15 protein-coding genes are annotated in these 20,600 nt (G+C 68.1%); 10 read left to right on the plus strand and 5 right to left on the minus strand.

From position 1 onward, the window contains the following. The 4 genes from VF665_RS16215 to VF665_RS16230 form a co-directional block, all read left to right on the plus strand. Positions 1 to 545, plus strand: a 545-nt coding sequence (locus tag VF665_RS16215) for a hypothetical protein (protein ID WP_331054486.1), incomplete at its 5' end; no start/stop codon positions are given. Between the two features lie 21 nt (positions 546 to 566). After that, entirely contained in the window at positions 567 to 1,895 is a 1,329-nt protein-coding gene (gene dpdA, locus VF665_RS16220) for a tRNA-guanine transglycosylase DpdA (protein ID WP_331054487.1), read from the plus strand. 36 nt (positions 1,896 to 1,931) lie between these two features. Then, complete coding sequence (dbpB, locus tag VF665_RS16225; protein WP_331054488.1) at positions 1,932 to 3,086, plus strand: DGQHR domain-containing protein DpdB; 1,155 nt, start codon at positions 1,932 to 1,934, stop codon at positions 3,084 to 3,086. Between the two features lie 208 nt (positions 3,087 to 3,294). Further along, positions 3,295 to 4,245, plus strand: coding sequence for a hypothetical protein (locus tag VF665_RS16230; RefSeq protein ID WP_331054489.1), 951 nt, complete (start codon positions 3,295 to 3,297; stop codon positions 4,243 to 4,245). A 452-nt stretch (positions 4,246 to 4,697) separates the two neighbouring features. Here the strand turns inward: VF665_RS16230 and VF665_RS16235 are convergent, their stop codons facing one another. Together VF665_RS16235 and VF665_RS16240 are read right to left on the minus strand one after the other, a co-directional pair. Beyond that, positions 4,698 to 5,699 (minus strand): endonuclease NucS domain-containing protein, encoded by a 1,002-nt coding sequence (locus tag VF665_RS16235; protein ID WP_331054490.1) that lies wholly within the window; start codon positions 5,697 to 5,699, stop codon positions 4,698 to 4,700. A gap of 232 nt (positions 5,700 to 5,931) precedes the next feature. Then, entirely contained in the window at positions 5,932 to 6,270 is a 339-nt protein-coding gene (locus VF665_RS16240; protein ID WP_349263145.1) for a hypothetical protein, read from the minus strand. Positions 6,271 to 6,502: 232 nt separating this feature from the next. Between VF665_RS16240 and VF665_RS16245 the strand changes: the two genes are divergently transcribed. Continuing rightward, a complete protein-coding gene (locus VF665_RS16245) occupies positions 6,503 to 7,201 on the plus strand; it encodes a hypothetical protein (protein WP_331054492.1) in 699 nt (232 codons plus the stop codon). Positions 7,202 to 7,652: 451 nt separating this feature from the next. Here VF665_RS16245 and VF665_RS16250 read toward each other — a convergent pair whose 3' ends face one another. Beyond that, the gene (locus VF665_RS16250; protein ID WP_331054493.1) at positions 7,653 to 9,134 is read right to left on the minus strand and encodes a serine hydrolase; all 1,482 of its coding nucleotides are present in this window, start codon (positions 9,132 to 9,134) and stop codon (positions 7,653 to 7,655) included. Positions 9,135 to 9,833: 699 nt separating this feature from the next. On the opposite strand from VF665_RS16250, the gene gltS reads away from it, so the two are divergent. Continuing rightward, positions 9,834 to 11,063, plus strand: coding sequence for a sodium/glutamate symporter (gene gltS, locus VF665_RS16255; RefSeq protein WP_331054494.1), 1,230 nt, complete (start codon positions 9,834 to 9,836; stop codon positions 11,061 to 11,063). Between the two features lie 114 nt (positions 11,064 to 11,177). Here the strand turns inward: gltS and VF665_RS16260 are convergent, their stop codons facing one another. Then, positions 11,178 to 11,579 (minus strand): hypothetical protein, encoded by a 402-nt coding sequence (locus VF665_RS16260; RefSeq protein WP_331054495.1) that lies wholly within the window; start codon positions 11,577 to 11,579, stop codon positions 11,178 to 11,180. Positions 11,580 to 11,878: 299 nt separating this feature from the next. On the opposite strand from VF665_RS16260, the gene VF665_RS16265 reads away from it, so the two are divergent. Both VF665_RS16265 and VF665_RS16270 read left to right on the plus strand, forming a co-directional pair. Then, a complete protein-coding gene (locus VF665_RS16265; protein WP_331054496.1) occupies positions 11,879 to 13,822 on the plus strand; it encodes an alkaline phosphatase family protein in 1,944 nt (647 codons plus the stop codon). Positions 13,823 to 14,153: 331 nt separating this feature from the next. Next, positions 14,154 to 14,810, plus strand: a complete 657-nt coding sequence (locus VF665_RS16270) for a hypothetical protein (RefSeq protein WP_331054497.1) — start codon at positions 14,154 to 14,156, stop codon at positions 14,808 to 14,810. A gap of 90 nt (positions 14,811 to 14,900) precedes the next feature. On the opposite strand, the gene VF665_RS16275 is transcribed toward VF665_RS16270, so the two are convergent. Next, on the minus strand, positions 14,901 to 15,137 hold the full coding sequence (locus VF665_RS16275; protein ID WP_331054498.1) for a hypothetical protein: 237 nt from the start codon (positions 15,135 to 15,137) through the stop codon (positions 14,901 to 14,903). A gap of 479 nt (positions 15,138 to 15,616) precedes the next feature. Between VF665_RS16275 and VF665_RS16280 the strand changes: the two genes are divergently transcribed. Next, positions 15,617 to 16,144 carry a hypothetical protein gene (locus tag VF665_RS16280; RefSeq protein ID WP_331054499.1) on the plus strand — a complete coding sequence of 176 codons (528 nt, stop codon included), beginning with the start codon at positions 15,617 to 15,619 and terminating at the stop codon, positions 16,142 to 16,144. A gap of 22 nt (positions 16,145 to 16,166) precedes the next feature. Then, on the plus strand, positions 16,167 to 20,597 hold the full coding sequence (locus VF665_RS16285; protein WP_331054500.1) for a hypothetical protein: 4,431 nt from the start codon (positions 16,167 to 16,169) through the stop codon (positions 20,595 to 20,597). Positions 20,598 to 20,600 lie beyond the last annotated feature (3 nt).

Consider the following 20,600-nt stretch of genomic DNA (forward strand, 5'->3'; position numbering starts at 1 on the left):
GTGCCCCCCGCACGTTCCGCGATATCGCGGCGCGCGAACCCGGGACCGCGATGTGGATCATCGCCTCCGCCCCGTACCTGCAGGCAACGGCCAGCGATGTGGCAGCGGCTGCTGAGGCGCTCAGCGATCCCGGCCGGCTCGCTGTCTTCTCGGCCGGCGCAAGGTCGGTGCGCGAGGTGGAGCCGTTCCTGCTTCCGTACGACCTTCGGATGCGGGAGAAGGTCGGCGGCGCGGCGATGTCGCTGAACGTGCGCGTGGCGCGTGAACTCCTCTCCGCCGGGTGCGCGTTCGATCGCGCGGGAATGAACGAGGCGCTTGGAGGGATAGCGGCGGGGCTGGGCCGCCCCGTCGTGCCGAAGCGCCCCACGATTACGGACGACGAGGTCATCCGCTTCCTGCGCGCGCAACTCCACGTCGACTCGTCCATGGCCTGCACTCCACTGCTGCGCCGGCTGCGTGACATCGAGGGGCGGGCATGCGAGCAGAAGCGGTTCGGCGAGCTGTACCGGCGCGTGCGCCGGGAGATGGCCGCCGAGCCGACATGAAGAGCCCGGGCTTTCCAGCCGATGACGATCATCCCCGCGGTGCCTGAACCTGGCAGCGCGGGGATCACCAATGATGATATGAAGTTCTTTTTCCCCGATAGCCAGGACCAGGTCGACCCCAGCTTCGACTTCGAGACCGAGACGCGCGACGAGTTCCGCATTCGGCAACGGAACGACCGCTACGCGCACGAGATCTTCGCGCAGCCGCCGTTCAACGGGATCCTGGTCTCCAAGGCCATTGTGATGGGGTCGGGCGAAAGCTCGGGGAAGTACTCACTCCCCCAGCGGCACCGTCTGCTCCGGCTCGGCGTGGAGGAGTTCTTTCGGCTGCCGAAGGGCGACGGACGTCCGGAGACGATGGGGGACTGCGGCGCCTTCAGCTACGTGAAGGAAGAGTACCCGCCGTTCTCCGTGGAGAGCGTGGCCGAGTTCTACGAGCAATGCGGGTTCGATTACGGCATCTCGGTGGACCACGCGATCCTGGCGTTCCATTCCGAAGACTACCACGTGGACCCGGAGCTGGACCTGGTTCCCGCCGAGTTCGTGAAGCGACAGAGAATCACGATCGATCTGGCGCACGACTTTCTGAAGCTTAGCCAGCGAGAGAAGTGCGGATTCGTGCCGGTGGGCGTGGCGCAGGGATGGAGCCCCTCCTCGTATGCCATGGCGGTGAAGCAGCTACAGGACATGGGCTACGAGTACATCGCCCTGGGCGGGATGGTGCCGCTCAAGACAAAGGAGATCCTCAGCTGCCTCGAACGCATTCAGCAGGTACGCAGGGCAGGCACGCGATTCCACCTGCTGGGCGTAACGCGATGCGAGCAGATCGGGCGCTTTCGCGATTATGGGGTGGTAAGCTTCGACAGCACGTCGCCGTTCCTGCAGGCGTTCAAGGACGACCGTAACAATTATCACACGCCCGATCGCACCTACACGGCGATCCGGGTGCCGCAGGTGGAGGGAAATCCAAAGCTCCTGCGGAGCATCCGCGCCGGCGAGATCAATCAGGAAGTGGCACTCAAGCTCGAAGGAGCGTGCCTGCGGGCCCTGCGTGACTTTGATCGCGGCAAAGCAACGGTTGAGGAGGTCCTGGAGCCCATCGCCGAGTACGAGCGGCTGTATGATGGGAAACGCGACCGCACGGCCAGCTATCGCCAGGTGCTGGAGGACAGTCCTTGGAAGCAGTGCCCCTGCGACGTCTGTCGGGCGGCAGGCATCCACGTGATCGTGTTCCGGGGCTCCGAGCGTAATAAGCGCAGGGGGTTTCACAATCTTTGGATCTTCTATCGCAAGCTCCAGCGTGACCTCGGCCTGCTGGAGCAGCCGCTCGCGCTGGTGGACGCGCCCTAGCCAGCGTGCCGCCTGTCTAACCGCTTCCGATCAACGATGTCTGAACCGACCGAATTGCGTCTTCCCGCCCTGGAGATCCGGCAGGGTCCCAACCGGCTCCTGTACAGCTTCGCCGTGGACGGCAAGAGGCTGTCCGACTTTGCCACCATCTCGCGAGTGCACCGTGAGGACGGCGGCGAGCTCCAGGGCTACCAGCGCCCAGAGGTCCGCTCGCACATCGCCGAAATCCGTGCGTACCTCGAATCGGACGATCCCATGATCCCAAACGCGATCGTCATCGCGTTCGATCCGCGGGTCCGGTTCGAGTCATCCGACGTGCAGCCGCTCGGGCAGGGGTTCAGCCGACTGGGAACCCTGGTCATCCCCGCCGATCCATCACTCCCGCCAGAGGACCGTCCGGGGTGGATCGTGGACGGGCAGCAGCGCGCGGCGGCGATCCGCGACGCCGACGTGGAGCAGTTCCCGATCTACGTCACCGCGTTCATCACCGGCGACAACCAAGAACAAAAGGAGCAGTTCATCTTGGTCAATTCGACGAAGCCGCTGCCCAAGGGGCTGATCTACGAGCTCCTCCCGGCCACGGAGTCGCGCTTACCGGCCCCGCTGCAGCGCCGCCGATTTCCCGCCTTGCTGCTGGACCGCCTGAACAGGGATGGGGATTCGCCCTTCTACAAGCTGATTCAAACCCCGACGAATCCAATCGGCTTGGTGAAGGACAACTCCATCCTGAAGATGCTGGAGCACAGCTTGGAGAACGGTGCCCTCAACTGGTTCCGCGACCCGCGCACTGGTCGGGGTGACGTTGAGCCGATGCTGAAGTTGCTGAAGAGGTTCTGGTCTGTCGTTGCCGAGGTATTTCCTGATGCCTGGGGAAAGAAGCCAGTCCACTCGCGGCTTATGCACGGAGCCGGCATCATCAGCATGGGGCTGGTGATGGACGCGATTTTCGATCGCTTTGAGGAAGTACCCTCAGAACAGGAGTTCCGGGCAGATCTGGAGCCCTTGGCCGAAGTCTGCTGCTGGACGCGCAGCGAGTGCCGATGGGCATTCGCGCCGGACGATCAGCGGAAATGGAACGAGGTCCAGAACACGCCGAACGACATCCAACTCCTCGCCGGCTTCCTGCTGACGCAGTACACGAGACGCGTCTGGGCTCGCACGCGGGGGCGACGGCTTGCAAGCGCCGGATGAGCACCGGACGGGGGGCCATCAAACAGGAGCGGCTGTTCGTTGCTGGCAGCGGAGGAGCCTTGGGGACGACAGATCAAACCACCGCGCATATCGGGGAGGAATGACGAAACGCTGGCGCCGGTTTTTCTTCGGTGTTAAATTGTACGCCTCCGCAGAGGACCAAGCCGCCGCCGTTGCCAGGTGATCACTCCGGGATGGGAGGGCGAGGATGAGCAAAACAGGGCTCGACGAGAAATCGACCGTCGGAATGCTGGGCTGGCTGGCCGACTCCCCGCTCTACATTGATGCGCAACAGGTGGAACGCTTCTACGACGCCGTCGTGAAGCCGGAGGGGAAGGAAGGCACGGTCACAATCGAGTTCTCGTCCGAAGTGACTCAGGAAATCAAGCAGACGCTCGAGATCGGCGCCGAGATCGGGGTTCCGTCGCTGCTCGGAAATCTTTTCTCCTTTCTGCCCAAGCTGAATCTTAAGGGAGCACAGGACAAAACGGCCGGCGAGACGTCGGGCAGCTCGCACATGATCGAGCTGCATCCGATTTCCAATCCCCAGCGCCAACTGGAGCACCTGACGCTGCATTACCTCGCCAACCACCGGAGCCGTCTCTGCCTCGTCAGCGACCCGGCCTCGACGGAGTGGCGCGATCCGGCCACTATCCGCCGCGTCCCCCGGGAACTTGTCTTCCTCGATCTCCCTGGCGAAGCGGAGCACGAAACGTTCAGGACGTGCCTAATCCCAACTGCCGCCGAGTTCGAGGACGGGAAGATCGTGCTGCTGTACGATGAACTAGTAGGACGCCTTAAGGAGAAAGCCGGAAGCGAGCCCATCTCTTATCCGGAGCGAGCACCCGAGGGACGGACCCTGTCGGATGCCCGTAAGGAGTATTGGGGGTGGTTCCACGGGCACTTCAGCGCAACCAAAGCCATGGTGGTCGTGGAAAAGGCAGCTTCAGACCATGGTCGCCTTCGGTGGATCGACTACCGCGTCCCGCTCACCGGGGAGGGAGACACCCTGCACTTGCACATGGTGCCCGCCGCAACCTACGACACGGGAACGTTCGCCTACAACTTCATCAAGCGCGGGTACAAGCACGGAATCCGCCTGGTCGGAACCCTGAAGAGTGAGCCCGACATGAACGTGCTGGCAATCTACGAGAAGTAAGCGCGCCACAGTCTCGACATGTGACAGGCCCAGGGCAGACAACCCTGCCTGGGCCTGCCGTTTTCCGCACCGCCGGCAAGACGAAGATGATGAGCACGGCCAGGGGCACCGCGCCGGACGCGTATCCCCTGCGGGCGTATATGTTTTTGTGTATGTTTTCGCCCCGCAAACCTCATCAATATGCGCTCTGGATGCAGCACGGTTGATCAAAAAATCCTGCAAATCCGCCATTTTTGCCGTGTTGCGATGCGCAATTTACGTAGATGGGGTTCAGGGGGTCGCCGGTTCAAATCCGGCCGTCCCGACTTGGTGAAGAGAAGGCCCTGCACCGGTTTCGTTGCTGGGCCTTCTGCATTTCTGTTCACCCCGCTACCGGTGTTGATACAGGTTCGGCCCCGCGCTCTGGTCACAGACGCGTCGACGAGTCCTCGTCGGGGCCCGTGGAGAGAGCCTCATTGAGTGCTACCGACGAGGACGTTGCGATGGCTTCCTGACTCGCGCGCGACCGGTGCTCGTCCCACAAACGACGGACCGTCTGCAGTACCTCGCCCAGTTTGGGCTGGAGCGCGGGCCACGCGTCCTGCTCCAGAATGACTTCCGCTGCACGGTAGGCGGTGTTGACGCGCCGTCCTCCGAGTTTCTCCGTAAGCAGCGTCTTCCACTTCGGGGCTCAACGCCAGCACGCGATCCGCGAACGCGAGGCGCAACGTGCCGGGCCGCTGTTCGTTCGGGCCCAGAGAGACAATGTAACGCTGCGTAGCTCGCCCTTCAGCGGTCTCGTCGGCAACGTTGAAGGAGTACAAGGTCTTGTGAGGCCAGACGTAGACATTCCCCAGCTTGCCCGTAACGAACCGGGCAGATTCCTCCAGAAAGTCGGCCACGCCCAGCGCGCCCGCCTTCTCGTGCAGGATCCTGCGATTCCCCTCCTTGCTCCCCCCGCTCGTTCCTGCCGTCGGCACGACCGGCTCGCTCTCAACCTGCTGGGCCAGGAACAGCTCCCGCCCGGCCTGGAATGCATGGAACGTAAGAAGCTGAATCGGAACTCCCGTTTCCGCGAGGAAGTTGACGACGCGGAGGGCGCGCTCGTCCACGCCAAGCCCTACCAGCACCATCCGCGGGCGCTCCGCCAGCGGACCGGCCTGCGACGGGAACTCCTGACTGTACCACTCCAGAAAATCGGAGATCTTAGCGACTCCGGAACGTCCGGAGTGTTCCTCGATGAGGCGTGCCAGCGCCTCGTTGCTCATTGCCGCCAAGTCCGAAGCGTAATCGAGGACCTGCGCCACGGCTTCGCGGGTGAGCACGCCGCGCTTGAGTTCGAACACGATCAACCGCCCTTCAGCATCCACACCGAGCAGGTCCAGCGGACCGCCAGCAGTCGGAACCTGCCGGCCAACCAGCACCAACTCGGGCTGCAGCAGTTCCGGTGAGTTGACGAGAAGATTCTCGAGCATCCGCTCCGTTTCGCTGGAGCGGACGGACTCGAGCGGAACCGCCCGTAACGGTTCCTGGGGATCAACCCTCCAGATGCGAATCCGGCTGACATGATCCTTAGTTCATTGTGTCCACGGACTGGCGCCGCTTCACGGCGTCCTGTCTGTTCATCCGCCTCCGACATGCTCGCCAGGAGTTCGGGAGCGGGGCAGCGCCGTGGGGCACCTGGCCGGGGGTCTGGCTAGCCTGCATTCAGCTTTCTTCTGCACTGCTGAGGTCCGGGATGTTCGCGAACCACTCCCGGTAGGGGGTGTTCTTCGCCAGGCGCCGGTTGTAATCGGGGGCTCCGTCCGTCCACCAGACTGCCCCACGCTCTCCCAGAGCGACCTTCGCCTCGTTCACCGCGGTGCAGGCGCTGCGCAAACGCTCCTCATCTCCCGCGCGCTTCGCCCGTCCGACCGCGGAGCGTGCCTGCATGAGCTCCCGCGTGAGCCGCTCCCGCTCCTCCTGGCTCAACGCGGGATTGGTGCAGCGCCAGAGACGGCCCCGCACCACGAAGTATCGTCCGTCGGGCGTTACCGGGTAGCGCATGTGCACCGACTTCCATAAGCTCCGTTTCGGCAAATCCGGCGCGCGGTCCGCAGGGTCTGTTCCCCTCGCGGCCCCGCTGCCCTCGCCCGATGCGCTCGCCCGCATTGCCGCTGACTGATCTGCGCCAGCAAAGCCTTCATGCACCATCGGCTGACGGTTGGCGCGCCGCGTCCCCGTTGTGCGATCGGGTGCACGCGCGTGATGACTCAACGCGTTCGCGTCTTGACACTCGATGACCGCCTTTACCTTCCACTACGCAGAAACCCCGATCGGCACAGCGGTCCGGGCACTCTGTTCGCCGCCAAGGGGGCAGCACATCCCCGGCCTCAAGCACGCCGAGTGCATGACGCGGATGGCGCTCGGAGCACCGATCATGTCGCCCGCGCGGATGCAGCTCCGCCATCTGACGATGTTCGCCGCGTGGGAGGGCGAGGCGGCGGTGGACGATTTTCTGGCCGGCTCCGCGCTGGGGCGTGCGCTCGCCACCGGCTGGCACGTCAGAATGGCGTTTCAGCGCCGCTGGGGGCAGGTTCGTGCGTTCGACGGACTGCCGGAAAGCGTCGGAGAGCAGGATCCCGAGGCACCGGTCGTCGCGGTGACGCTCGCGCGGATGAAACTGCCCCAGGTACCGCGCTTCATCCGGTGGGGCAGGCCCGTGGAAGAGCTGGTTCGGGACCACCCCGCCACGACGGAGGCGATCGCGGCCATCCGGATGCCGAATACCGTTGCCACGTTCTCCGTGTGGACGTCGCAACGGGAAATGGTGGACATGGTCCACGGCCGGAGCCACGTGCCCCGCCCGGAGCGCCATGCAGCGGCCATGGCCGAGCGCCGGCGCAAGGATTTCCACTTCGAGTTCACCGCCCTCCGCTTCCGGCCCATTGCTGAATATGGCAGTTGGGGAGGGCGTACGCGCATCATCCCCTCGTGAGACACGGGCGGTCCCACCATCGGTCGCACCCCCGTTCTCCTGAACCGTCAGCGCGGAGGGGACGCCAGATGCGGCCCGGTGGAGCACCCCACCCCGCGAAGCCCCCGACGGCGGCGGAGTGCCGCGACCCGCGAAAGCCCGCCCCGGACTGCTCCGGAGCGGGCTTTTCATCGTTCCGCATCGCCCGCGTGGTGCGCCTCGTTTGCGGCATGCCGCGAATACCTCGCCACCCGGCGACAGGCGCCGGAGCTGATCCCGATCCGGAAAGGTCTGCCCGATCACCGCCGGCTCGTGCAGATCACGTCCCCCTCGCTCCGCGTGGGCTTTCGATGCTGTTGCGGTGCCTGCTTTCGTGCAGCGGGAGAGCGGCCTGGCGATGCACGATCATTCTCTGCCACGTCTGATCACCCCCGCGCACCTGGCCGACCATCAGCGATGATCGCCCGCCGCCCTACCGGCCGCCGCCGACGCGCGGCAGCGTGCGCTCGGTGCCGTTCTCGCCCATCACCACCGCGGGCGCGGGCGGATTGGCGGCGAGGGTAAAGGTCAGCGTGACCGGCGCGTCGGCGCGTCCGAGGCCGAACGTCACGCCGGAGACGTGCACCAGCGGCTGCCTGGCGCCGCCCGCCGGCTCGCCCATGAGGATCCCGTTCTCCACCGTCACCTTGAACACGCGGCCGGGCGCCATCTCGTAGTCCCCCGCAAAAAAGACGGCGGGCACCGCGCCGGCCGCCACCCGCCAGTCCGGCGGCGCCGGACCCCACTGCGCGGTAAACGGCGGAACGGCGAAGTGGCACGCGGCCGGCTGCCCGCCCCGGCGCGGCGATGCGGGCCGCGAAGGCGCCGCCCCCGCCGCAACCGCCTCGCATCGCGCGCTCACGATGGAGCGCACCAGCGCCTCGAACTGCGCCTGCGACACATTCTGCTCCGCCGTCGGGGAGCCGCGCACCACCACCTTGTGCGCGATCACCATGTCCAGCCTGGGGATGACCCAGATGTACTGGCCGAACGCACCCTGGGCCGCGTAGCTGCCGTGGAACGCGTCCGTGGTGTCGGGGCGCACCCGCGTCCACCACAGAAAGCCGTAGCCGACCCCGTCCCGCAGCGATTGCGCGCGCAGCCCTGGCGGATTCATCTCGGCGGGCGGGGTCACCATGCGCGTGCTGCGGCGCACCCACGACTCCGGAATCACCTGCCGTCCGCCCCATCGTCCATTCTGCAGCATCAGCTGCCCCAGGCGCGCCATGTCGCGGGTGGACAGGACGAAGTGGTAGGCGGGATGGATGGACTTGGTACTGTCACCCTGCCGTGAGTGCACCTCGCGATGGAAGTCCTGCAGCCCGATGGGCCGGGCGATGTCGCTCTCAAAGGCGTCGTAGATGCCGCGGCCCGTCCTGACCTCGAAGATGGTGCCCAGCGCGTTGAAGTCCCAGTTGCTGTACAGGTTGTACGTCCCGGGCTTCTGCGTGCCGCGGGCCGGCGCCATCTCCAGCGCGTCGCCGGGGTTGGATGCCGGGTGGTACACGCCGGAGCGCGCCCCGAGCAGATCCTCCACCGTGGCCGTGCGCTCCAGCGGAAGCAGCCCGCCGCGGTCGTCGATGCCGATCTGGGCCAGCGTCTCGTCCAGCCGGATCGTGCCGTTCTCCACGTATTTTCCATAGAGCATCGACAGGACGCTCTTTCGCGCGGATGCGATGTAGCTGGTGTCGCGGACGTCGCCGTACTCCAGGAGCGTGCGGCCGCCCACCGCAACGAGAAGCGCCGACGTCTTCATCCCCTGCGCCATCGCCAGCGCGCTGTCCAGCCCCGCGCGCGAGTAGCCCAGCGCGGCCGGGTCGGCGACCGGCTGCCACTCCTGCCCCACCTCGGCCGCGCCTGCGGACGGCGCCGGCGCGCTCTGCCCCAGCGGCGCGCAGCCGGCCCACAGCAGCATCGCGACCGGGACCGGCCATCTCAGCGAGCGAACGAGCGGGTTTGCGCGAACGAAGCGGTTCTGTGTGGAAGCGACGGGGATGCGGTGAGTCTTCCCGGTGCTGTCCTGCGCACGGGCCGGCGTGCCCGCGAGGGAAGCGGCGGTTCCGATGGATGCCGGTCGTCTGATCATGTACATCATCCTTCTCGTTCAGTGGGGGGGCCGCCAATCGGGCGCTGGCGGCTGACGGCGTGGGCGGGACACTCGCGAACGTCCCGTGGACCGTGGGCGACCGAGGAATTCCGGCGAGCGCCTGGGATGGAGGAGCGTATCCGGAGATGGATCGCACCGCGAGTTGGCCGCCGCAGGAAGCGACTTGGCCACCGTGGGGTGGATGTGATCCACCGCCGCGCGACGCGCGCTTTCGTCGGAGAAGCGGTCGCGGGGGCGGAGACTACGAGCCCTGCGGGGCAGGAGAACGAGCGATCCCCTCCGGCGGCGCAGCCCGCCAGATGCCGCCGAGAGTGCGTACGGAAGAACTCGCCCGCGGTTTCGGGGCCCGGGCGCGGCGGTCGGAAATCGCGAGCGATCCAGACGAACGATGAAGCCCGTACGAGCCCCGCCGCCGGGGCTTGCACTTGACGAAGAACGGGCGCGGCGGTCCTTTCACAGGCGCCTCACAACGAGAGGGCATGCGACGCCTGCCTGTGGATGGACGAGATGAAGCTGGACCTGATTCAGACGGTCGCCTTTGCGGGCGTGGTGCTGTTCCTGGGCTACGGCGTGCGCAAGCTGATCCGGCCGCTGGCGCGGTACAACATCCCCGCGCCCGTCATCGGCGGGCTGATCGTGGCCGTGATCATCGCCACGCTGCGCTCGCGCGGGCAGACGCCGCTGGAATTCGACACCACGCTGCAGTCGCCCATGATGGTGGCGTTCTTCACCACGATCGGCTTCGCGGCCAGCTTTCGCCTGCTCAAGGTGGGCGGCCCGCAGGTGCTGCTGTTCTTTGGCCTGGCGACGGCGTTCGCCGTCGTGCAGAACCTGCTGGGCGCCGGGCTGGCGGCCGCGATGGGGCTGCACCCGCTGTTCGGCGTGCTCACCGGCTCGGTGACGCTCACCGGCGGGCCGGCGACGGGGCTGGCGTTTGCGCCGCTGTTCGAGGCGCAGGGCGTACCCGGCGCCACTACGGTGGCGGTCACCTCGGCCATGGTGGGCATCGTGATGGGCGGCGTGGTGGGCGCGCCCATCGCCACGCGGCTCATCGAGCGGAACGCGCTGCGAAAGGCCCGGGGCGGGCGGACGGAGATGAACACGCCCGTGGCCGCGCAGATCGTGGAAGGCCAGCTGGGCGACACGCCGCCCGCGGCCCCGGCCGGCGAAGACGAGGAATCGTTCGTCCTGCTGCAGAGCGTGGTGCTCATCCTGGTCGCCATGTGGGTGGGCGGATGGGTGAGCGCGTGGATCGATTCGCCCAGCTTCAAGCTCCCGGCCTACATCGGCGCCATGCTGGTCGCCGCCGTCATCCGCAACCTGGATGACCTGACCGGCTGGTTCCGAGTGTCGCAGCGGGTCATCGACGACCTGGGGAACGCGGCGCTGGCGCTGTTCATCGTGATGGCGCTCATGACGCTCAAGCTGTGGGAGCTGGCCAACCTGGCGGGGCCCATGCTGGTCATTCTGGCCGCGCAGGTCGCGCTGATCGCGGTGATCTGCATGTGGCCCGTGTTTCCGCTCATGGGGCGCGACTACGAGTCCGCGGTCATGAGCGGCGGGTTCGTGGGGTTCATGCTGGGCACCACGGCCAACGCAATGGCGAACATGCGTGCGCTGGTGGAGAAGTACGGCCCCGCGCCGCGCGCCTTTCTGGTAGTGCCCATGGTGGGCGCGTTCTTCATCGACTTCACCAACGCGCTCGTCATCACCGTGTTCCTGAACTTCTTCAAGTAGCGCGGCCAGCCGCCGGCGGGGGTAGACCAAAGGCCCTGCATCCGCTCGCGATGCAGGGCCTTTGCCGTTGCGCGGCCACCTGCAGGCCGCGATGCCGCGCGCCCGGCCCTCCGGTCAGGAGCCGGGTGCCGTGGGGCGCTCCACGAGGATGCCGTCGAACGGGTCGTACTCGCGCACGCGGGTAGCCACGCCGTTGGACCACTCCACCACCACCCGCCCCTCGAACGGCTCGGTGCCGACGACGCGGAACGGCGGCGAGTCCGGGCCCACGCGCTGGTCGCCCGGCGCGAGCGCGGCGGCGGTGCTGATCATCCGCCTCCGCGCCTGGGCCGCGGGCTCGGGGTCCGCCACGATGACCGGCGTGCCCGGCGCGTACTCGTCCCAGCGCCGGTCTTCGCCGCATCGCCAGAGCACCTGCACCATCCCGTGCTGGATCTCCGCCGCTTCCACCTCCCACACGCGGTGATCCATCTCCCGCACGTCCCCCCGCACCAGCCTTTCCGCGTTCCTGATCATCGTTCCTGGTGGTTCATGATGCCGGAGCCGACCGCGGACGATCTCCCGGGGCGCAGCTCCGCCGGCCCTCCGCGGTGAAAGAAATATGGGCACTCGGCGCCGCGAATGCACGGCGTCGCCAATCCCGACGGAGAATGCGGCCATCGACGCTGCCGTGGGGCAGACAAAGGCCCCATGGAGCCTCCTTTTAAGAAAAATCTTGATCTTTTTCGATCCGCGGATATCATGCCCGTGCCACGCGGCAGCGTAGCACATGCCGGGCGTACGGAGCGACGGCGCACACCCCAGGGGAAAGCATCATGGCGACGCAAAGATCGGCGACGGTACAGATCACCAACAACAGCGGCGGGAACGCCCAGATCCAGCTGTGGCACAGCAACTCCAGCAACGGCACGCAGAGCGCCAGCTGGACGGCGGCGCCGGGCGAAACCGTGGGGTCGCTGACGGTCCTCTTTGAAACCGGCTTCGGCACCGGGACGATTCTGGACTACTGGTCCGTCCTCATGCACGTGCAGGACGGCCCGGCCCCCGGCTACTACGCCAGCAGCGGAAGCTCCACCGATCCGTACTGGAAGGAGTGCCAGCTCCAGCACGAGGACGCGGACCAGACGCTCACCTTTTCCGTCAGCACCACGGAGCTGAACATTGCGCTGGATTCCGGCGGCTGCCCCAACCCCATGACGAAGCTGGCGCCGTACTCGCCCATCACCCACGTGTTCGTGGTGATGCTGGAGAACCACTCGTTCGACAACATCTTCGCCATGTCCGGCATTCCGGGCATCACGGCGGCCACCACCAGCAACTCCAACACGTACAACGGCAACACATACTACGTGCAGTCCGGCGCGCCGCTCAGCATGCCGACGGACCCCGGGCACGAGTTCCTGGACACGGTGGAGCAGCTTTCCGGGGCGGGCGCGGTGTACCCGTCCGGCGGACCGTATCCCGCCATCAACAACTCCGGCTTCGTTTCCAACTACGCCACCACCACCAGCGAGGGGCCGGTCCCGCCGTCGCAGGACATCGGCGACGTGATGGCCTGCTTCGCCACCCCCACGCAGCTGCCGGTGATGTACCAGCTGGCCACGCAGTTCGCCCTGTGCGATCAGTGGTACTCGTCCATCCCGGGCCCCACGTGGCCCAACCGGTTCTTCATCCACGGCGCCTCGTCGTCGGGGCTGGACCACAGCCCGTCCAGCGCGCAGATGGGCGAATGGGAGCTCCCCGGCGAAGGCTTCCAGTACGTCAACGGCTCCATCTACCAGGCGCTGGGCAACGCCGGCATTCCGTACCGCCTGTACAACGATTCCGGCCCCGGGTACCTGAGCCTGTACAGCGACGACCCGCAGAACGGCTCGGCGGCGGGCGCGGTGCCGCAGGTGTCGTCGCTCAGCGGCGTGACGCTGCTGGACATCAACTCGCTGCAGCACTTTGCGTCGGACCTGCAGGGGCCGTATCCGTACCCGTATACCTTCATTGAGCCGCACTACGGCGACATCGTGAGCGGGACGTACGCGGGCGGATCGTCGCAGCACCCCATGGACGACGTGTACGGCGGCGAGCACCTGCTGGCGGCCGTGTACTCCGCCATCCGCAACTCGCCGTACTGGAACACCAGCCTGCTCATCATCACCTACGACGAGCACGGCGGGTTGTACGATTCGGTGGCGCCCGGGGCCGCGACCGCGCCGGGCGACAATCCCCCGTACGGCTACACGCAGTACGGGTTCAACTTTGAGCAGTACGGGCTGCGCGTGCCCGCCGTGGTGGTGTCGCCGCTGATCGCGGCCGGCACGGTGGATCACACGGTGTACGACCACGCCTCGGCGCTCAAGACGGTGGAGGAGATTTTCGGGCTGCCGGCGCTCACGCAGCGCGACGCGGCTGCCAACAGCGTAATGGGGCTGCTGACGCTGGACACGCCGCGCACGGACTGCCCCACCGCGCTCAACAGCCCGGCGCCGCTCATCAAGGCCGCCACGCCGCCCATGACGGCGGAGGAACAGGCGGCGCGCGACGGCCTGCCGGTGCCGCGCTCCGGCAACCTGGTGGGTGCGCTGCAGGTGCTGCGCAAGGCGGAGATCGAGATGTCCGGCGGCACGCCGGCGGAGGTGGCGGCCGCACACGCGCGCTACGACGCCATCCAGACGCGCGGCCAGGCGCGGCAGTACGTGGATTCGGTGATGGCCAGGGTGACCGCGGCCCGGCAGCAGAAGAAGATCGCCGAGCGCACCCGTCCCTGACCTCCGCGCGCGATCGGTTCGCAGTTGAGGATGGATGACGAGAGGGGGAGCCCGCGCAGGGCTCCCCTTCTCTGCTTGGCCGTAGGATCGGATTCGATCTCGTGAGGATCACGACGACGGACCAGCGTCCGCCATCGCCGGGGGTGCGGGGCGGATGCGAGTACGGGATGCGGGATGCGCGGAGGTGGGTGACGGATGCGGATGGACGGATGCGGATGGAAGCCGCCGCGCGGCGTCCGGCGTACGTCGTGCAATCGGCGGGGATGGACGGCCACGGAGGCCGGCGCTCCGCCCCTGCGGATCCGGATTCAACCACAGCCCGCAAACTGCGATGCCCCAGCAGCAGACGACCGCCTTTGACTGGTCCCGGTACGCCGACGCCACGCTGGCCGGCCTTTCGGTGCTGATCCCCATCCCGTTCGTGGACGACGCGTTCGAGGCGTTCTTCCGCCGCCGCATTCCCGGCGCGGTGGCGCGCTCCCGCGGGCGCACGCTGCCGCAGGACGTGCGCGCGGCGCTGGCGGAAAAGGATGCGGAGGGGCGCGGCGGCTGCGCCACGATCCCCCTGCGCCTCACGGTGGGGCTGCTGAAGCGGCTGTCGCGCAAGATTCTGTACTTCCTCACGGTCAAGACGGCGACGGACCGCCTGAGCCACTACTGGTACCGCGCGTTCCTGATGGACCACATGCTCGTGGCCGGGCACCTGGAGAGCGCGGCGAGCGCCCGCCTGGCGCACCAGGCCATGGACGAGGTGCTCTCCAACACCAGGGGTCCCCTGCCCCGCGTGGCGCGGCAGCTGATCGCCAGCAGCCGCAACGTGTGGCCCGCGCTGCGCCGCGCCCGCCGCGGCGAGGATGCAGAGGAGGTGCGGCAGATGCGGAGCGAGCTGGAGGGGCGCTGGGGCGAAGTCTCCGGCGAGCTCAACTCCATCGCCGACCGCTACGACGCCGCGTACGCCCGCCTGGGCGGCGTCGGCGAGACGCTGTAGCGCGGGCCCATGCCCCGCTGTCCGAAAAAGAAGCCCCTCCGCCGGCCGGCGGAGGGGCTTCCTCGAGCCTTCCAGTTGACCGTTCGTCGCCTAGACGGTGACCTGCACGGTCGCGGTGGGGCACATGTTCCCTTCGCACGTTTCCACGGTCGGGCCGCCACAGGCAGTCGTCGTGCAGCCGTCCGTCCAACCCGGTTCGGCGACGCACCAATGCACGTACGAATCGCCATCGGCGGCGCGCACGGTGCCGCGCACCTCGCGCGGCGCGGCGGTGGTTTCGAACGAGTCCACCTGAAGCGCTTCCGTATCCAGAACCATCTTCCGCATGCGGTCTCCCTTGCCTGTCGCCAGAGATCGTCCGCTCCCGACGTGGAGCGGGCGCTGATCCATGGAGGAGGGCTGCCCGCGCAGCCCTCTCATCCTTGTGTGCCCGCATCGGACCCAGGAGCAGGACCGGCAGCGAACACAGGACACATTTTGACGGATTACATCACGCTGCACAACCATGACCGGCAGCAGCGGCGCGCTCCGACTGCCCCGTAGGCGGAAATCCGGCTCCCTCGTCCATCTCACAATGCACGGAGATGGCCGGAGCAGCCGGAGCGCCGGATCGCCCTCCCGTGCGGCGCGTGGAACCAGACACGCTATGTGACAATGCTTGCGTGCCCGCGGGCAACGGCCTACCATGCGCATGGGAGCGGGCCTCCACTCCCACGCCGGCTACCCGCACCCCGCGGCGTGCCGGGCCTGCTCCGCCCTGCCGCACAGCCGTACCCTCCCTGCCATCCTGATCCCGACACCCTCCCGTGACACCTTCTCTGCTGCTCCTGCAGGCCGGCAGCCGCGCCGTCGCGGACTCCTCCGGCGTGGAGCGATGGTTCGCCCCGGCGGTGGCCGGGGCCCTGCTCCTTATTGTCAGCGCGCTTCTGTGGGGCTTTCGCCAGAGCGCGCGGGATGAGCCGCCACGCATTGAGAGCCACTGGGGCGGGCTGGGCGGAGGGCTGGGCGGATGGCGGATGTCCGCCTCGCTCGGCTACCTGATCGCCGCGCTGGCGTTCGGGGGGATGTTCACGGCCTTCGCCTCGCGGTGGCTGCCCTCCCCGCCATCCGCGGAAAAGAGCGACGCCGCCGCCCCGGATTCGGTGCGGCCCGCCCCCGTTGTGGCCGCCGCCGCTCCGCCGGTGGCCAGGACACCCGCCGCGGCGCCGGCGGCCACCGCCCGCATGGCCGCTCCCCCCGCGCGCGACACCGCGCGCCCTGGCCCCGCCGCTCCCGCATCCGTCCCCGACAGCACATCGCGGCCCTCCCGCGACACCGCACGCCCCGCCTCCTGATCCCCTGCCCGTCCCCGGAGCCATGTCCAGCCAGATTTCCCTCGCCGATCCCAAGAGGTCCATCGATTCACCCGTGGGCGACCTGCTCCGGGAAGAACTGCTTCGCTTTCGCGACGACAAGTTCGAGACGCGCCGCGGGCGTTCGCTGCTGGTGTCCGGCCATCGCGGCGCGGGCAAGACGTACCTGATCGAGCGCACGCTGAACGAACTGGCCGGCCACGAGACCCGCCGCTTTCTGCGCGTCAACATCCACGGACCCACCCTGCTGGGCGGCGCCACGGCCCAGCCCGCGCCGGCCGGAAAGCAGCCGAACACCGCCGGCGCGCGCCCGGATGATCCCATGGTCAAGGCCGCGCTCGAGCAGATCGTGCTGGCGCTGTACCGGGCGCTCGTGGACGAGGTCGCCAATCAGTACCGCGAACGAGTGCAGGAGCGCATCGAGGCGCAGGATGCGCCCTCCGGGCGGTGGCGCAGGCGCCTGGGCCGCTTGGTGTTGCGCGCCGGCGCACCATCGGACAACGAGGAGGAATCCGCCCCCGCGGCCGGGCCCCTCTTGGCTGCCGGGGAGGCTGGGACGGCGCGCGCCGCAGACCCGGCCGCGGCCAAGCGCGCCGCGCGCCGCCACCAGGGGCTTCTGGAGCGTGCCGCGCAGCTCACGCTGGAGTTGGACGAGTATCCAGGGGCCGACCGGCTGCGCGACTACTGGGCCGCGGGCGGCTTTCTGCAGAGCGGGGTGCTCTTCCCCTCGCGAGAGGGAGCCCCGCGCCCCAACGACCAGGGGCTGCGCGAGCTGGTGGCCCTCAGCACCGCCTGCGAAGTATATCGCCGGATTTCCGGCATCTTCCCCACCATCTCGGAGAATCAGAGGCTCGGGGGCTCGCAGAAGCAGGAGCTCTCCGCCGGCGCTGATACCACGGGGCACAACCTGCTCGCGCCGGGGCTGTCCCTGCTCACCGGCCTCGTGACCGGCGCGGGGCTGCTCACCAAGGCGGCCACCAGCCCGGTGGGCGGCCTGCTGGCGGGGTTCGCCGCCGCGGCGGGGGCGTCGCTCGTACTCAAGCTGTCCTCCGGCCGTACGCGGGAACGCTCGTATACCCGCGAGTACACCTTTGTGCCGGACCGCTCGGTGGCCACCCTGGACCGCGTGCTCCCCGCCCTGATCCGCCGGCTGGAGCTGGCCGGGCTGGATCCGGTGTTCGTGGTGGACGAACTGGACAAGGTCAAGTGCCTGCCCTCGCGCATGGCCGACATCGTCCGGCACCTCAAGAAGTTCGTGTCGGAACAGGCCTTCTTCTGCTTCCTTACCGACCGTAGCTACTTCGAGTACATCACCCGCCAGTCGGTAGAGGAGGTGTACCCTATCGAGCACACCTACTTCACCGACCGCCTGTTCGTTGTTTTTAGGCCCGAGAGCCTGCACGAGTACGTGGCGGGCTGGCTGCGGAAGCCGGAGATGCTGGACGAAACGGAAGACCGCATCGCGACCTCGGACTGCGCCGCGCTCCCGTACGTGATCCTCCAGCGCGCCGAGATGCACGCCATCGACCTTCAGCGGGAACTGCGCGAGATCCGCGGGCCGGGCGGGGCCGTGAGCATTCCCGCCGGGGCGGTGCGCAGCGAAACCCGCGGCCGGTGCGACATCATGATCCAACTGGGCATTCACATGGTGCTGCACCGCCAGCGCAATCTGCTGGAGCGGGAACCGGAGCTGACGCGGCTGGCGTACGACGCGCTGTTCTACCCCGTCCGCGAGCGCAAGGCGGGAAAGTACGTTCTGGACCTCACGGACACCTCGGGGCGCGATGCCTTCGCGGAGTACATGAGCGGACGCATGGTGTCCGCGGCCAGCGACCCCGACGTGCTGTATCGCGACGTTGCCCTTGGCGAGCCCGACGTCCGCTTTCTGTTCGAGCTCGTGCGGGACCTCGCCGAGCTGCTCTCGAACCCATACTCGTTCCTTGACGAACTGGCCAACTGGGAAAGCGAAACAGGACAGAAGCTGGACATCGGCGTGCGCGAGTCGCTTCCGCTCACGCTCGGGACGGGGCCGCTGCTGGACCAGGGAGCACCGCGGGTGTACAGCTGGGGGTACGACCACCTTGGCCGCCCCGTGGGCACGCGGGGCCGGAGCGCGCTGGCATACCAGCTCGAGCTCAAGATCCGGCTGGCGATGGAGATGGTGCTGAAGCCCAAGGGTGGGAACTTCAGTCCGGCCCGCCAGCGCGAAATCCGCGCGGCGATATGGGCGGTGGTCCGAGGGTGGAGATCCGGGGAAACGTCGGTAGTGATCACCGGCCTGGCGGAGCCCGGGGCCGGCGCGGCGCGCACCAGCGGTTCGGCCATAGCCGAGGAGCTGGCGAGGTTCTGCCGCCGGCTCGCGGCGGAGGACACCTTCACCACCCGCCTGACGCGCGACGAGTGGGCGGCGGCATACGAGCCGATCGTGCGGTCGTTCAAGCCCCACTCCCCCATCATGCGAGGATCGGGGAGTTCGTTCCAGTGGTGCTTCGACGCCAGCGGGGTGCCCCTCCTTCCCGATGTCGAGGCCCCGCCGCACACCGAAGAGCAGCCCTGGCAGCTTCAGGAGGCGTTCATCACGAGCGTCAACGGGGCGCTGAACGCGGTCACGGGCGGCGAGGTGAACCTGGAACTGCTGGCGACACACAAGATCCTTCCGGCCTCGCCTGAATGGGTCGCGGTCACACGTGCCCTTTCGGCGCTGCACAACGCCGCGCGGTTCCGCCGGCCGCTCCCGCAGGACCACCTGGAAGTGGTGCGCGCCTACACCGCGCTGCTGGAACAGAACGGCGAGGCCATTGCCTTGGCGCTGTCGTGCGCCTGGGTGCTGGAGGGCGCCATTCCGGGAAGCGGAGGCGTCAATGGCCTGAACGGCGCACTCAGGCTGCTGGCCGAAAGAGCGGTGAGTAGCCCCGCCAGTACGCTCGAGACGCTGCAGGCGCTGATGGCGGAGGTGCGGAACCGCATCGGCGGACCCCGGGCCGGGGCACCGTTCACCCCGGTTCCCCTGCTGGGCCCGGACCTCGCCGCCTGGGAAGGGTGGGTGCGCGGCGCCCGGTCGGCCCTGGCGCACGGCCCCGCCGGGCTGGAGCCGGCCGCGGCTCGCGCGCGCCTGTGGGCGGCGTGGCACCGGCTCATGCAACAGCCGGCCGAGGTACCGGGCGAGTTGCCGCTCTCGATGGATTACCTGGTCTGCGAAGCCGCGTGGCCCGGACTGACGCCGCCGCTCAGGCTGGCGGAACTGACGGCGCAAGCATGGACCGACCTGCTCGTCCGCGCCCTTGCCGACACGGTGCCCGAGGACCCGCTGCACGTGCCCACCTGGGTTTGCATCCCCGCCGCGGGCGCGCTGGGCCTCGGATCGCAGCTGCGCGACCTGATCGGCGGCCTTCAGGCCATGCCGGAGTGGCCCTACGCGAACCGGCCGCAGGAGAAAGACCGGGACGCGTCCCGGACTCTGGCCGCATGGAACGCCGCGCCGCGCTTCCCACGCGAGCGGTGCGTGCTGCTGGCGGTGGATACGGAGGAGGAGGCCGGGCGGTGGGCGGCGCTGCCCACAACCGGTGGTGCCGCCGTGTTGGCCGGCGTGGAACGATGGGGAATGCTGGCGCACGCGCCGCGCTGGGTGCAGACCCGGCTGCTGGCGGAGGTGGGCCACGTGCTTGCGTCCCCGGAAGCGTACGAGAGGATCCAGAACGACATCCACTACCTGGCCGAGGGCGCACCCGAAGGGTTCGAGCCGCCCCGGGTGCACATGCTCGGCGAGTTCGGCGAGATCCCCGCGGACTCCGCGGACAGCCCCGCGCTGGACCGGGTGATCGAAACGCTGGACCCCGCCGTGGCGCCGCCGGCCGCGCCTTCGCCCTACGCGCGCTTCGCCGCCGCGTTCGGCTCCCGGCTACCGGCGGAACTGCGCACCTTTCTGGCCCTGCCGCAACGGTCCCGCCGCGTCGTGCTGACCGTTGAGCACCGCGCTCCCCGGTTGATGAGGATCCTGGGCCTGCGCCTGCCCGAAAAGAACGACGCCGCAGTGTACTTGTACCACGGCAGATCCGTGGCTGGCGAATCAGAAACGTTTGAACTGGCCGGTCTGCTATCGGCGCCCCAGTACCGCGGCGTGCACGTCATTGAGGACGCGCAGTTCATCCACGAGCAGGGCGGAACGCAGGTGGTGTTCGACGTCGCTCCGAGTGGCGACCGGGTGGTCTTTCGCCAGCGGAGCATCACCAGCAACGCAACGGGGCTGCGGGGATTCCTGCTGCGGGACCCGTTCCTGGGGCCGCGGTTTTCCGCGGAGCTTTTAGACCGGCAGAATAACCGGTGGTCCGTTCAGGTGGAGTGCAGGGCGCTGGGGCTCGTGGCTGCCCGGTTCACGCTCGTCTTTCTTCCGGATGACATGTCGACCCGCCCTGCCGCGGCCGCGCGGCGGCGCTGAGCC

It is taken from the genome of Longimicrobium sp. (assembly GCF_036387355.1).
GTDB lineage: Bacteria > Gemmatimonadota > Gemmatimonadetes > Longimicrobiales > Longimicrobiaceae > Longimicrobium.

Coding starts and splice junctions, on each gene's coding strand:
- VF665_RS16275 (WP_331054498.1), bottom strand. CDS start 15,137: ATGCGGAAGATGGTTCTGGATACGGAAGCGCTTCAGGTGGACTCGTTC.
- gltS (WP_331054494.1), top strand. CDS start 9,834: ATGAAGCTGGACCTGATTCAGACGGTCGCCTTTGCGGGCGTGGTGCTG.
- dbpB (WP_331054488.1), top strand. CDS start 1,932: ATGTCTGAACCGACCGAATTGCGTCTTCCCGCCCTGGAGATCCGGCAG.
- VF665_RS16230 (WP_331054489.1), top strand. CDS start 3,295: ATGAGCAAAACAGGGCTCGACGAGAAATCGACCGTCGGAATGCTGGGC.
- VF665_RS16270 (WP_331054497.1), top strand. CDS start 14,154: ATGCCCCAGCAGCAGACGACCGCCTTTGACTGGTCCCGGTACGCCGAC.
- dpdA (WP_331054487.1), top strand. CDS start 567: ATGACGATCATCCCCGCGGTGCCTGAACCTGGCAGCGCGGGGATCACC.
- VF665_RS16265 (WP_331054496.1), top strand. CDS start 11,879: ATGGCGACGCAAAGATCGGCGACGGTACAGATCACCAACAACAGCGGC.
- VF665_RS16235 (WP_331054490.1), bottom strand. CDS start 5,699: ATGCTCGAGAATCTTCTCGTCAACTCACCGGAACTGCTGCAGCCCGAG.
- VF665_RS16245 (WP_331054492.1), top strand. CDS start 6,503: ATGACCGCCTTTACCTTCCACTACGCAGAAACCCCGATCGGCACAGCG.
- VF665_RS16285 (WP_331054500.1), top strand. CDS start 16,167: ATGTCCAGCCAGATTTCCCTCGCCGATCCCAAGAGGTCCATCGATTCA.
- VF665_RS16240 (WP_349263145.1), bottom strand. CDS start 6,270: ATGCGCTACCCGGTAACGCCCGACGGACGATACTTCGTGGTGCGGGGC.
- VF665_RS16260 (WP_331054495.1), bottom strand. CDS start 11,579: ATGATCAGGAACGCGGAAAGGCTGGTGCGGGGGGACGTGCGGGAGATG.
- VF665_RS16250 (WP_331054493.1), bottom strand. CDS start 9,134: ATGCTGCTGTGGGCCGGCTGCGCGCCGCTGGGGCAGAGCGCGCCGGCG.